Source organism: Microbacterium keratanolyticum, assembly GCF_016907255.1.
Classification (GTDB): Bacteria; Actinomycetota; Actinomycetes; order Actinomycetales; family Microbacteriaceae; genus Microbacterium; species Microbacterium keratanolyticum.
This window is the reverse complement of sequence record NZ_JAFBBQ010000001.1, coordinates 1,580,443-1,592,880: the sequence shown is the minus strand read 5'-3', so window position 1 is coordinate 1,592,880 and position 12,438 is coordinate 1,580,443. Positions and strand designations below refer to the sequence as shown.

14 protein-coding genes and 1 tRNA gene are annotated in these 12,438 nt (G+C 67.7%); 6 read left to right on the top strand and 9 right to left on the bottom strand.

Going from position 1 to position 12,438, the window contains the following annotated elements:
• The first annotated feature begins 41 nt into the window (after positions 1 to 41).
• Positions 42 to 1,265, top strand: a complete 1,224-nt coding sequence (locus JOD62_RS07600; protein ID WP_204938688.1) for an NAD(P)/FAD-dependent oxidoreductase — start codon at positions 42 to 44, stop codon at positions 1,263 to 1,265.
• Between the two features lie 110 nt (positions 1,266 to 1,375).
• Here JOD62_RS07600 and JOD62_RS07595 read toward each other — a convergent pair whose 3' ends face one another.
• From JOD62_RS07595 to JOD62_RS07575, 5 genes are read right to left on the bottom strand one after another with little or no spacing between them, the layout of a single operon-like run.
• Positions 1,376 to 2,143, bottom strand: a complete 768-nt coding sequence (locus JOD62_RS07595; RefSeq protein WP_204938687.1) for an aspartate dehydrogenase domain-containing protein — start codon at positions 2,141 to 2,143, stop codon at positions 1,376 to 1,378.
• Between the two features lie 22 nt (positions 2,144 to 2,165).
• Positions 2,166 to 2,849: a response regulator transcription factor gene (locus JOD62_RS07590; RefSeq protein ID WP_204938686.1), complete on the bottom strand. Its 684-nt coding sequence runs from the start codon at positions 2,847 to 2,849 to the stop codon at positions 2,166 to 2,168.
• Positions 2,846 to 4,078 carry a sensor histidine kinase gene (locus JOD62_RS07585; RefSeq protein ID WP_204938685.1) on the bottom strand — a complete coding sequence of 411 codons (1,233 nt, stop codon included), beginning with the start codon at positions 4,076 to 4,078 and terminating at the stop codon, positions 2,846 to 2,848. Before JOD62_RS07585 ends, JOD62_RS07590 begins: the two co-directional genes overlap by 4 nt.
• A 32-nt stretch (positions 4,079 to 4,110) precedes the next feature.
• A complete protein-coding gene (locus JOD62_RS07580; RefSeq protein ID WP_204938684.1) occupies positions 4,111 to 4,929 on the bottom strand; it encodes an ABC transporter permease in 819 nt (272 codons plus the stop codon).
• Positions 4,926 to 5,849, bottom strand: coding sequence for an ABC transporter ATP-binding protein (locus tag JOD62_RS07575; RefSeq protein WP_204938683.1), 924 nt, complete (start codon positions 5,847 to 5,849; stop codon positions 4,926 to 4,928). Before JOD62_RS07575 ends, JOD62_RS07580 begins: the two co-directional genes overlap by 4 nt.
• Positions 5,850 to 6,049: 200 nt before the next feature.
• On the opposite strand from JOD62_RS07575, the gene JOD62_RS07570 reads away from it, so the two are divergent.
• Positions 6,050 to 6,123 (top strand) — tRNA-Gly (locus JOD62_RS07570).
• A 60-nt stretch (positions 6,124 to 6,183) separates the two neighbouring features.
• Here the strand turns inward: JOD62_RS07570 and JOD62_RS07565 are convergent.
• On the bottom strand, positions 6,184 to 6,624 hold the full coding sequence (locus JOD62_RS07565) for a hypothetical protein (protein ID WP_204938682.1): 441 nt from the start codon (positions 6,622 to 6,624) through the stop codon (positions 6,184 to 6,186).
• A gap of 130 nt (positions 6,625 to 6,754) precedes the next feature.
• Between JOD62_RS07565 and JOD62_RS07560 the strand changes: the two genes are divergently transcribed.
• Positions 6,755 to 7,282 carry a hypothetical protein gene (locus tag JOD62_RS07560; protein ID WP_204938681.1) on the top strand — a complete coding sequence of 176 codons (528 nt, stop codon included), beginning with the start codon at positions 6,755 to 6,757 and terminating at the stop codon, positions 7,280 to 7,282.
• Between the two features lie 22 nt (positions 7,283 to 7,304).
• Positions 7,305 to 7,916 carry a phosphoribosylanthranilate isomerase gene (locus JOD62_RS07555; protein ID WP_204938680.1) on the top strand — a complete coding sequence of 204 codons (612 nt, stop codon included), beginning with the start codon at positions 7,305 to 7,307 and terminating at the stop codon, positions 7,914 to 7,916.
• Between the two features lie 11 nt (positions 7,917 to 7,927).
• Here the strand turns inward: JOD62_RS07555 and JOD62_RS07550 are convergent, their stop codons facing one another.
• Entirely contained in the window at positions 7,928 to 10,549 is a 2,622-nt protein-coding gene (locus tag JOD62_RS07550) for a metallophosphoesterase (protein ID WP_204938679.1), read from the bottom strand.
• Positions 10,550 to 10,706: 157 nt separating this feature from the next.
• Here JOD62_RS07550 and JOD62_RS07545 point away from each other — a divergent pair, with 157 nt between their 5' ends.
• A complete protein-coding gene (locus tag JOD62_RS07545) occupies positions 10,707 to 11,090 on the top strand; it encodes a protein-L-isoaspartate carboxylmethyltransferase (RefSeq protein ID WP_204938678.1) in 384 nt (127 codons plus the stop codon).
• Positions 11,091 to 11,100: 10 nt separating this feature from the next.
• Here JOD62_RS07545 and JOD62_RS07540 read toward each other — a convergent pair whose 3' ends face one another.
• Together JOD62_RS07540 and JOD62_RS07535 are read right to left on the bottom strand one after the other, a co-directional pair.
• Positions 11,101 to 11,439 carry a peptide ABC transporter permease gene (locus JOD62_RS07540; RefSeq protein ID WP_204938677.1) on the bottom strand — a complete coding sequence of 113 codons (339 nt, stop codon included), beginning with the start codon at positions 11,437 to 11,439 and terminating at the stop codon, positions 11,101 to 11,103.
• Positions 11,436 to 11,792 (bottom strand): DUF7882 family protein, encoded by a 357-nt coding sequence (locus JOD62_RS07535; RefSeq protein ID WP_204938676.1) that lies wholly within the window; start codon positions 11,790 to 11,792, stop codon positions 11,436 to 11,438. The genes JOD62_RS07540 and JOD62_RS07535 overlap by 4 nt, the downstream gene beginning before the upstream one ends.
• A gap of 121 nt (positions 11,793 to 11,913) precedes the next feature.
• On the opposite strand from JOD62_RS07535, the gene JOD62_RS07530 reads away from it, so the two are divergent.
• Positions 11,914 to 12,381, top strand: coding sequence for a MarR family winged helix-turn-helix transcriptional regulator (locus JOD62_RS07530; protein WP_204938675.1), 468 nt, complete (start codon positions 11,914 to 11,916; stop codon positions 12,379 to 12,381).
• The last annotated feature ends 57 nt before the right edge of the window (positions 12,382 to 12,438 follow it).

Genomic DNA, 12,438 nt, shown 5'->3' with positions numbered 1-12,438 from the left:
CTGCCATCCTGGGCGCAGTTGTTGTTCTCACGGAGGTTGCAATGGTGCATTCGATCGTCATCGGCGCGGGCATGGTCGGACTCGCCACAGCCTGGCATCTGCAGGAGCGCGGGGTCGAGGTCACCGTCCTCGACCGCACCGGAGTCGCGGCCGGGTCCTCCTGGGGCAATGCCGGATGGCTCACCCCGGGCAAGGCGATTCCCCTGGCAGACCCGAGCCTGTGGACGTACGGACCGAAGGCTCTGATTGACCCGGATGCGGCGCTGCATGTGCCGTTCCGAGTGGATGCGACGCTGTGGACCTTCCTCGCCCAGTTCGCCGCGCACGGCACGCATCGCGCCTGGGACCGCACAATGGCGGCGCTCACGCCCATCGACAAGATCGCGCTCGCCTGCTTCGACGAGCTCACCGACGGCGGCGTCGATTCGTGGACGCGCGAGGGCCCGTTCGTGATCGGCTTTCCGGAAGAGGCACACGCCAAGGGCTTCCTGCGTGAGATCGCCGGCGTCGAGCGGCACGGGCAGTCGGTTCCGCTGGAGCGGCTGGAGAACCCGCAGGAGCTCGCCCCGCAACTCTCCCCCGCGGTGAAGGCCGCCTACCGTCTCGACGGCCAGCGATTCCTGGAGCCGTGGCCGTTCATGAAGGCGCTCGGCGAGGCCGTCGTCGCCCGCGGCGCGACACTGCGCACGGGCGCTGACGTCATCGACGTCACCGGCGGCGCAGAACCGTCCGTCACCCTCTCCTCCGGCGAGCGCATCGCTGCGGATTCCGTCGTGATCGCGACGGGCGCGTGGATGCCGAAACTCGCCCGACGCTTCGGTGTGCGCACCCGCGTGCAGGCGGGTCGCGGCTACTCCTTCACCGTGGAGACGACAGATCCGGCGGAGCATCCGGTGTACCTCCCCGCGCAGCGCATCGCCTGCACCCCCTACGAGGGGCGCTTCCGCATCGCCGGCACGATGGAGTTCCGTGGCCCGGACGAGGTGCTCCAGCCGCGCCGCATCCAGGCGATCATCAACCAGTCGCGCACACTGTTACAGGGCGTCGACCTCGACAACCGTCAGGACGAGTGGGTCGGCTCCCGCCCCGTCACCCCTGACGGCCTGCCCCTCGTCGGCGCCACCCGCGCCGACGGCGTCTACGTGGCGGGTGGCCACGGCATGTGGGGCATCGTGCTCGGACCCGCGACAGGAAAGCTTCTCGCCGAGCAGATCGTCACGGGCAGGACGGATCCGGCGATCGCCCCGTTCAACCCGCTGCGCTAGCGGCGCGGGGCGTACCCGCGGCACTAGCGGCGGGAGGAGTTCTCCGCGATCGGAGGAGCTTTCCACGCGAAACCTCCTCCGATGAGCGAGAACTCCTCCTCAACGCGGCCCTAGAGGAACACCACTCCCCCTGGTGCGGCAAAACTGCGCATGCGGGCGTAGTCGTCGAGCGCCCGCAGGGCGGCCCAGGCGACGATGGCGCTCGAGCGCGGACGATCCGGCGACGGAGCGTTCACGACGACGGCGCGCACCTCGCCCAGATCACCGGCTGCGAAGACCTCATGCCGGGTGTGTGTCGCCGTGGGGTCGGCGATGACGCGAGCGGTCGCGGTGTCCCAGGCATCCGCGGCGAGCGCGAGGGAGGCGGCGACGTTGGCGCTCGTCGGGAACTGCCGCGCCACATCCGCAGCGAGCCCCTCGGCGAGCACGATCTCCTCCGTGCCGCGCCGCAGCCGTTCCTGCAACTCGTCCGCCATCCACGGCTGCACGAGCGTTGCGGGCAGCTTGCGGCTCTCCAGAGACACCTCCCGCAGCGGACCGGCGGCGCGCAGCGCTCGCACCTGGTCGAGTCCGCCGATCGCACCCGTGCAGGCGATGAGCTGTCCCGGACCGGCGAGCAGCGTCGTGCGCAGCGTGGCATCCGCCATCGCGCCGACCGACAGCAGGATCACGTCGACTCCCCCGGCAAGCAGGCCGGGCACGCGCTCACGCACCGCTTGCTGCGTCGCGGCCTCCACGACGACGTCGAGGCCGTCGGGGATCAGAGCGTCGCGACCGAAGGTTCCGACGACGAGGTGGGGTCGCGTCTGCTCGACGGCGTCGCGCAGCACCCCGCTGATGTGCCCGTCGCCGAGAAATCCGACCCGCATCTCTGCCATGTCTCGACCATAAGGCAGCGCCTCACGCGAGCGGCGGCAGCGGATGCTGCGCGTCGATGAGCCCCAGCCTGTGGGCGAGGATCACGGCATGGATGCGGTCTCGCGCGCCGATTTTCATCAGCACGCGACCGATGTGCGTCTTCACCGTCGACTCGCTGACGAACAGGTGCTTCGCGATCTCCGCGTTCGTGAGCCCCTGCCCCATCGCGAGGAACACGTCGCGTTCTCGGTCGGTGAGCTCGCCTGTCGGATCGTCGATGTCGACGGGAACCTGCAGCTGCGGGGCCAGGCGGTTCAGGATGCTGCGCGTCACCCGAGGCGCGAGCACGCTGTCGCCCCGGTGCACGGCGCGCACGGCCTCGACCAGCTCGTGCCGCTGGGCGTCTTTCAGGAGGAATCCGCTGGCTCCCGCGGCAATTGCCCCGAAGGCGTATTCGTCGAGGTCGAACGTGGTCAGCACCAGCACGCGGACCTGCGGATGCTGCTGCACGATCGCCTCGGTCGCGGCAATGCCGTCGACGCCCGGCATCCGCACGTCCATCACGACGACGTCGGGCTGATGCTCCGCCACGTTCGCGATCGCTGCAGCGCCGTCGCTCGCCTCACCGACGACGAGCAGATCGGGTTCCGCATCGAGCACCAGGCGGAAGCCGACGCGGATGAGGGGCTGATCATCGACGAGCAGCACGCGGATCGGGTCGGTCATGTGGAGGCTCCTGATGGTCGGGGCAGGTCAGCGCGCAGCATCCACCGGCCCGCGCCCGCCGGCTCGGAGCGGAACGTGCCGCCCAGAAGCGTCGTGCGCTCGGCGAGTCCGCGCAGGCCGAAACCGGCGAGGCCCTGCGGAGCGTGAGCGCCGTCGTTGCTGATCTCGATGCGGGCGTGCTCGTCGGTGTAGTCGATGCGCACGTCGATGCGGGTCGCGCGCGGGGCGTGACGCATCGCATTGGTGACGCCCTCCTGCACGATGCGCCCGACGGCGAGCGCATGCGCGGGCGGGAGGTCGCTCTCGCCTGTGGTGGTGAGGGTCGCGGCGAAGCCGGCGCGTTGGGCGGCCGCCACGGTGTCGCTCGGGCAGACGGGGGCGGTCGGCGCGAGCGGAGCATCCGTGTCTCCATCGCGCAGCACCCCGAGCATGGAGCGCATCTCGGTGAGCGCGCTCCGCGCCGTGTCGGCAGCAGCCCGCGAGGCGCTGCGCGCCCGCTCGGCATCGTTCGTCGCCGCAGCCCCTTCCGAGAGGGCGACGACCACGGTCAGAGAGTGCGAGAGGATGTCGTGCATCTCGCGGGCGATGCGATCGCGCTCCGCCGATGCGGCGAGCTGCGCATGCTGATCCCGCTCCACGAACAGCTGCTTCGACCGATCGATGACCGCAGCCAGGTAGCGTCGGCGACCGCGCACGTTCGCGCCGATGAGCGTGCCGATCAACCCGGTCGCAAACTCTCCGAGAACCACGTTCATCGTGACCTGCAGGCTGATCGCCCCACCCGCGAACAGCGCGAAGGAGATCACCAGAAGCACACCCACACCGACGGCGAGCCCGATCCAGGCGGCCCGAACCGACCGGTACACGGCAAGGGAGTAGCTGGCCACGAGCAGCAGGGGCGTCCCAGAAGGGGTGAGCAGCAGCAGATAGAACGTCGACACTGCATAGGCGACGGCAAAAACCACGAGCGGGTAGCGGCGCCGCCACACCAGCAGCACGCACGCGCCCAGGATCAGGATGCTCGCCGCAATCGCCGCCGGTGCGGGCAACGGCCGCTCCGCGAGGAACGTGGTCGGCGCGACGGAGAGCGGCAGGCACACAATGGCGATCAGGATGTCGGCGAGCAGCGGATGCTTCGCCCAGAACCGCCGGACGACCCCGGGCGGACGCGGCAAACGCAGCTCCTCGTCCATGGTGGACGAGGAGCTGCGAGAGGAATCCGTCGACATCGCCTTGACTCTACGCGGCGACGCGTCGGGTGTCAGGCGTCACGAGACCGCAGGGAGATCCAACCTGCGGCGATCCCGGCGACCGCCCAGGCACCGAGCGTGACGTAGCCCTCGACCTGCGAGAGACCGAAGCCGTCCGTCGGCGAAATGGCGCTCGTGGCCGCCATGGACGGCAGGTGGTTGGCGATGACCCGCAGCCATTCCCACTGATGGTCGGGCGTCGAGAAGATCCCGAGCACGACCGGCAGCACGAACAGCAGACCGACTGTTGCGGCGATGGCGCCCGCGCCCGAACGGATCACGAAACCGAAGCTGGCGCCGAGCAGCGCGAAGACGGCCATCGCGGCCGAGGCGGTGAGGATCTGCGGCATCCACTCCCCGGGCTCGGTCCACGGGAACGATTCGCCCTGCCCCTGCAGCAGCGGGGAGATCGCCACTGCGGCGAGCAGGAAGATCACCAGCGACGAGACGAAGAGGAGTGCGGCGACCATGGTCATCTTCGCCGCGAGCACCGAACCCCGCTTCGGGTCGGCGGTGAGCGTCGAGCGGATCATGCCGGTCGAGTATTCGCCCGTGACCGCGATCGTGCCGAGAATGCCCGCGAGCAGCATCGTCAGCTGCAGCGCTCCCACGACGTACTGCGCCGGCGGGTAGCCCTGACCTGCCATCAGCTGCGCCGACAGCATCGCGATGCCGACGGTCGCGAAGGCGACAAGGGCGATGGACCACCAGGTCGAGCGCAGGGTGGCGAGCTTGATCCATTCGCTGCGCAGCGAGCGCGAGAAGGAGTGCCGGTACGGCGACGCCGTGCGCGGCACGGCCGGAACAGGGGGTGCGACGGTCGTGGTCATGATGCCTCCAGGGCACTGCGCGCCGCACGGTACTCGACGGCATCGTTGGTGAGAGCGAGATAGGCCTCTTCCAGAGAGCCCACGGTCGGGGTGAGCTCGTGCAGAGGAATGCCGTGCTCGGCGGCGAGGTCGCCGATGCGCTCGGCGGAAAGGCCGGTGACGTCGATCGTCTCGGGGCTGGCCGTGAACAGTTCGACGGCGGGGCCCGCGAGCACTGCCGCCAGCTCGGCGAGACGAGGGCTGCGCACCCGCACCGTGGTGCTGGTCCACGCGCGAACAAGCTCCTGCAGCGGAGCATCCGCAAGCACCTTCCCCCGCCCCATCACGATCACGTGATCGGCGGTCTGGGCCATCTCGCTCATCAGGTGGCTGGACAGAAGGACCGTGCGCCCCTCGGATGCGGCGTGCCGGACGAACTGACGCACCCAGCGGACACCCTCCGGGTCGAGGCCGTTGACCGGCTCGTCGAGGATGAGTGTGTGCGGGTCGCCGAGCAGCGCCGACGCGATGCCGAGTCGCTGCCCCATGCCGAGCGAGAACTTGCCCGCACGCTTGCGTGCCACGGACGTGATGCCGGCGAGGTCGATGACCTCATCGACCCGGGAGTCAGGGATGCCGTGCGTCGCTGCCATCGCCCGCAGGTGATTGCGCGCCGTGCGCCCCGTGTGCACGGCCTTCGCGTCGAGCAGCACACCCACCTCGGTGAGGGGTGCGCGAAGGCTGCGGTACGCGGTGCCGTTGACGGTCGTGTGTCCGGATGTCGGACGATCGAGCCCCACGATCATCCGCATCGTGGTCGACTTGCCTGCGCCGTTCGGCCCGAGGAAGCCAGTCACCGTGCCCGGACGCACCGTGAACGACACGTCGTCGACCGCCGTCTTGTCCCCGAACCTCTTCGTGAGGCCTTCTGCTGTGATCATGCCTTCGACGCTATTTCCGGAGGCACAGGCGGCACATCATCCTCCAGTACCCATGGCGCCATACCTGGGGATGAGTTCTGAGGCGGATGCCGTGGGCCGGCGGGCTATCTCCGGGAGAACGCGGCCAGTCCCGCCGACTGAATGCGACCATGGGGCTCCGCCGCGAGGTTTGTTATGCTGGCCAGACGCCAACCGGCTGCGGGACTGTAGTTCAATGGCAGAACTTCTGCTTCCCAAGCAGATAGCGCGGGTTCGATTCCCGTCAGTCCCTCCACTGGCCTGAGCCAAAGAAGAAGCCCCACCGCTCATCGAAGCGGGTGGGGCTTCTCGCTTTTCACGAGAGGGCGCGCTGGCGTCGCTCCATGGTGCTGCTCCTGGCGCTGCCGAACGTGTAGTCGTACGTGACGAACATCGGATCGGGGTCTGCACCGTTGATCCGCGCGGTGAACGTGATCAGCTCCCCTGTGGGGAAGCCCGTGAGAATGATGCTGGTGCCCGCGGCGTCCACGAAGAAAAGGGACGATCCGATGGTCGATCCCTGTGCGGATGACCACGACAGTCGCCCGGTCAGCTGCTTGTCCGCAGGGACGTTGGTGTACGCGATCGACAGGCGGTAGCGATCGAAGTTGCCCGTGTAGGTGATGCCGGTGATCGTCGCCGTGAAGGGTGGCAGCGGCACGCTGGCGGCCGCAAGCGGAGTGGTCGCGGCGACAGCGACGACAGGAACAGACCAGGCGGCGGCTTTGAGCGCACCGCGGCGAGAGAAGTCATGCACTCGCTCACCTTAGGGGCGCTCCCGGTGCCGTAAGAAGTCAGGCAGCCTCGCGATGCGCGTATTGCCCCCGTGTGCGCGGAGTGCGAGATTCGCAGCTCTCTCTTTCGCCATCCGCAATAGGCTCGGCGGCATGACGATCCCTCCGCACGATCACGCCGCGCTGGCGGCGCACCGGTTTCTTCGCCCGGGCTTCGGCACCGAGGCGGCCGTCTACGGCACGATCCTCGTGAGTGGTCTGATCGCGGTGTCGTCGGCACACGGGGAGACATCGGTTCTGGTCCTGGTCACGGTCGCTGTCACGGTTTTCGTCTTCTGGGCGGCGCACGTCTATGCGGGTGCCGTTGCCCACATGGGCGATGACGCGGCAGGGGAACACATCGGCGTGCGCGCCGCGCTGCGCCATTCGCTGCGTCACTCCTTCGGGATGCTGACGTCGGCGAGCATCCCCGCACTCATTCTTCTGGCGGGCACAACACGCATCATCCCGGACAACCTCGCGAACGAGCTCGCCCTCTGGTCGGGAACGATCATCCTGGCGTTCCTCGGCTACATCGCCTTCCTGCGCCGCGGCAGCAGCATGCCCGTTCGTCTGCTGGGCGCGTTGATGACAGCATCCTTCGGCATCGTCTTCATCGCCCTGAAGGCCTTCGTGCACTGACGGCCATGGCAGTCTTGATCGCATGTTCGTGAAGATCTGCGGTTTGCGTGAGCCGCTCACGGTGGATGCTGCGGTGCAGTCCGGAGCGGATGCCGTCGGCTTCGTGTTCGCACCGGGCAGCCCGCGGACCGTGGATGCTGCGACCGTCCGCCAGCTCGTGCAGTCGGTACCGGACGGCATCCAGACCGTCGGCGTCTTCCGTCGGCAGCCCATCGAGGAGGTTCTCGCGACCGCCCACCTGGCCGGGGTCAACACCGTGCAGCTGCACGGGGGCGAGCCGCTCGACGACTTCGATCGCCTGCGGGCGGAGGGCTTCGGCACGATCCGCGCCTTGTCGATCGACGAGTACGCCCACGAGGCGCGGACCGCACCCGAGGGCCTCCTCGCGCACCGCCTGCTCATCGACGCTCCGATCCCCGGGGCCGGCGAGCCGTTCAACCCGGCGGCCCTCGACGCGCATCCGCCACAGGGCGACTGGCTGCTCGCCGGAGGCTTGACTCCCGAGAATGTCGCCGAGCTCATCGCCGCGGTTTCCCCCGCAGGAGTCGATGTCTCGAGCGGCGTCGAGAGCACGCGCGGGCAGAAGGATGTGTCCCTGATCCGAGCCTTCCTCGCCGCCGCGCGCGGCGTCTGAGTTCGGTCAGCTCAGGGCAGCGTCATCCCCTCGAGCGTCGCGGTGAACTGCACTCCGGCCGTCCCCCGATAGTTCAGATGGGTGGATGCTGCGATCACGTTCTTGCCGGGAACGAGCGCCGACGACGGGATCGCGATCACGAGCGGAGAGCTCGCCGCCGCCGCGGTGTTCGGCGCCGCGGTCGCGTACGTCCCCGCCGACACCGCCGTGGTCGGCATCCGCAGCCTGCCCACCTCCACGCCGTTGACCGTCACGACGACACCGTCATCCGCGCGCGCCGTGAGCACGAGCGCGGAGAGCTTGCTCGGGTCGGCGACGTCGAAACTCGTGCGGAAGATCATGCTGATCGGCCGGTTAGACGTCGGCGGCGGCACATCGACGACCGTCGTGATCCCGGAACCGAAGCCGAGCGGCGCAGCTCCCTGACTCCACGTCGAGTCGTCGAAGCCGACGCCCGTCCACCCCGCAGGCCACGCTCCTGCGGCGTAACGGTAGCGCCAGCTGTTCGTGGCCGCCACGAGCGTCGTCGGCACGGGTTCGCCACCAGGAGGAGTCGTCACCGTCACGACCGTCGGAGCGGAACGCTGCCCGTCGACGCCGATCGCGGCAACCGCGTATTCCAGCGCCGTGTTCGGCGGAGCCGCCGCATCCGTCACCGTCCCCGTCTCGCCGCTGCCCGCGAGCGCTGTCATCCCGACACGCGTCACCTCCACGCCGGAGATCGGGCTGCCCGCCGCCGCAGCCCAGGCGATGTCGACGCTGGTTGCCGACGTCGCGGTGGCGGTCGCAGTCGGCGCTGCGGGCGGATCGACGACGACCACCGGCGGTGTGGTGACGGTCGCCACGGTCGGGGCGGAACGCTGCCCGTCGACGCCGATCGCGGTCACCGCGTACTCCAGCGCCGTGTTCGGCGGAGCCGCCGCATCCGTCACGGTTCCGGATGCCCCCGTCCCGGTCAACGTCGTCATGCCGGTGCGCGCTACCTCGACACTCGCGACGGGCGCTCCGATCCCTGCCGACCAGGCGACCTCGACACTCGTCGGTGAGGTCGCGGTGGCGGAGACGATCGGCGCTCCCGGGGGATCGTCCGGCTCGGACACCGTCGTGCGGCGGGCGGTCATGGAGAGATCGAAGGTGCTGTTCGCCGTCGCCCGATAGTTCACGTGCGCCGACGCGGCGATCACATTCGCCCCGTCCTGCAGAAGGCCATCGGGCACGGTGAACACGGCGGGGTCGGAGGTGGCGAGATTCGTCGACCTCGTGGCATCCGCGTAGGTCGAGCTGTTCGGATTCGTGGACTGCAGATGCGACGTGCCGATCAGGGTCCCGTTGACCCAGACCGCGACGCCGTCGTCGGCACGCGTCGTGACGGTGACATCCGACAGCTCATCCACGTCGGCGATCGTCACCGTGTTGCGGAAGATCATCGCTCTCGCCCGATTCGACGTCGGAGGCGCGAGGTCGAGCACGGTGGCGACGCCGGTTCCCCATCCCAGCGGCGCCGCCCCCGTGCCCCACGATGCATCGGAGTAGCCCGGCATGTTCCAGCCGATCGGCCAGGTCTGCGTGGAGTTGCGCCATTTCCACGTCGAACCACCGGGCAGCAGCACCTCCGTCTTCGCGCCAGAGAGGTCGATCGGGAGGGTGAAGCGACTGCTGTCATCGGTCTCGTACTGCCGCAGCGTGGGTGAGTAGGTGTACGCGTCGACGGTTCCCGCGGTCGGATTGAAGGTGTAGTACCGCAGCCATCCGTTACCGCCGTTCGCTCGGCTCTGGTAGTCCGAGAGGATCTGGTGCACGGGCTCCCCGCAGGAGTTCGCGTCCGTACGACGCGCCTCACCGAGATCACCGTCGTGCCAGTGCCCGTTGACGACCATGAAGATGGAGCAGTTGCGCGAGACGAACTCGTTCCAGAGCGTCACGGCCGAGATGGGCGTGACATCCGTGCGGATCACATGCGACGAGCGCACACCGGCGGTGTTGATGAATCCATGCGTCGCGAGGATCACCTCGCGATCGGGATGCGCGTCGAGCACCTTCTGCGCCCAGGTCAGCGTGTACGCCGGCGACTCGAATTCGAGGTTCAGGATGAGCAGTTTGGTCGAGCCCACCGTGAGCAGGGCGAAGTTGTCCTTGTTCTTCCTGTCGATGCCATCGGGTCCGTACAGGTTCTGCCCGAGGTACCCGCCGTAGGACACGGTTGCATTGTTCCAGGATGCGTTCGCATACCGCGATGGCGGGAAGTAGGTGTCGTAGGTGCTCGACTCTCCGGTCGTGATGTTGAGATCGTGGTTGCCGGGCAGGACCGAGTTCGGGACGCCGGCATCGTCAAGCGTCTTCATGTAGCGGCTCGCGCGCTCCCAGTGATTGACGTTGGGCCAGGACTCGACGAGGTCGCCCACCTGGATCACGAACTTCGTCCCCAGCTGCTGCCGGGAGTCCACAATCCACTGGGTCTGCGCCCCCATCGTCTGCTCATACGTGGTCGTCGCGGTGTACCCCTGCGTATCGGGCAGAACAACGATCGTGAAGGTGTCCTCCGCCGCTTGTGCGGCGGGTACGGCGAGCGTCGAACCCAGAACTGCCGCCACTCCGAGCAGCGCGATCGCTGCTGTTCGGGCGCGATGAATCATCCCCATGAGCCACCAACCCCAATGCCGATGATCCCCAGTGAACATCAGCTGGCTCAGTCCTACACCCGTGGCGGCGCAGATACAAGAGCAACAAATGCATAGGCCCCTGGGGTACGCTCAGATCAGTGCACTCGCACTTCTAACTGACGGGGTCATCATGCCGTACCGCGACCGCAACACAGTCGAATCCTGGATTTCCGAGTACCTCGCGTCCCGCGCGCCCGAGGCGCTGCACGTTGCCGTCCTCGACAAGAATTTCGAATCGGGCCCGAACTCCGGCCTGGTCGTCGTCGAACTGCGCACGGCATCGACGATCACCTACGCCCACCCCGTGATCGCTCAGGGCGTCCCTCGGTGGATCGTCACGTTCGAGCCACGAAGTGAGGCCCTCGACCTCGACACTATTGAACTCGAGCAGCTGTCGGCAGACATCGGTGCGCTGAGCGGCCTGTGCATCTTCCTGCAGATGAAGACGGATGCGGCGCTGCTGGCGCACGACAGCACCCGCGCTCAGACCGAACCTGACCCGATCACGAGCTGAGCGCGGCGGATCACGCCGCGGCGATCAGCATCCCGGTCACTGCGGTCACACTCGCGACGAGGCCGGCGGCAGTGGCGATCGGCATCAGAACCTTTGACAGCTGACGGTCTTCTTCGCGTGCCTGCTCCGGCTTCCATTCAACGACAGCCCGCTGCGCCTCTTTGAGTTCGGAGTAGCGCCCGATCGGTGTCGACGTGGCATCGAATCCGATGAAATGCCCGTCTGCCGTGCCGTCGACCGAGCCGACGTACTCTCCGGCGCGCGAGGCGACGTAGAAATCTGTATCCACCTTGCTCCAGGTGATCGCGTCCGGACTGACCCGGGTGACGACGTCGTCGATGATGCTCATGCTGCACGCCCCAGTTCGCTGATGCGCGGAATGGTCTGCGCTTCCGTCTCGATCGGAGCCTCGCAGAGATCGATGATGACTCCGGCGGATGAGTTGGCGGCCTGAGCGAGCTGCTGCAGATAGGCCATGTCCAGCTTCGTCGCAGCCTCGGCACTCAGCTCGAACCGAAGCGGGATCGAGCTCTGGAGCCAGATGCCCGAGCGCTGCACCTCTCCGTCGACCATTCGATCCCACGACAGGGAGAAGCTCTCGGATCGGCGGAGCTTGGTCGTGATGAGCGTCTTGACGTGAGCGAGCGTCCGATCCGGCATTTCCACCGGTTCGATCGCGTTGCCGTAGTAGAGCTTGCCCATGACGCCTCCTTGATTGGGTTCGTTGTGGTTAGAAACTTACTCACCAGAAAACTAGTTTGTCAAACTACTTATCTGACACACTTGCTATCTTGCTATGATGGGCGGCGGGAAGAGGCATCAAATGGCAGAGAAGACGGACTCAGTGACGCAGGTGCTCGACGCACTGCATCGCTATCGCATGGCCGAGAACGCCATGAATGACCGTGCACGAGCCGCGTCGGGCATGAGCGAGAACGAGATGCGCATCGTGCGCTACCTCCTCACGCAGGCCGAGGCGAAGCACGCCGTCACGCCCACCGATCTGTCGAAGCACCTGGGAGTCACCTCCGCCTCGATGACCGCACTGCTGGACCGCCTCGAGCGCGCCGGCGCCATCGAGCGCGTGCGCCACCCCTCCGATCGCCGCAGCCTCCTCATCACGGCGACCGATCACGCCGAGCAGACCGTCGGCGCGCCCGTCGTCGCGTTCCAGAACGAGACGCAGCGCATTGCCGACGACCTTCCGTCCGACGACCATGCCGTCGTGGTGGCGTTCCTCGAGAAGCTCACCCACGCCGCAGATCGCGCCAGCCGGGTCGCCGTTCACTGACACAGCCCCGCCCACGCTCACGCTCACGCTCACGCTCACGCTCACGCTCACGCTCAC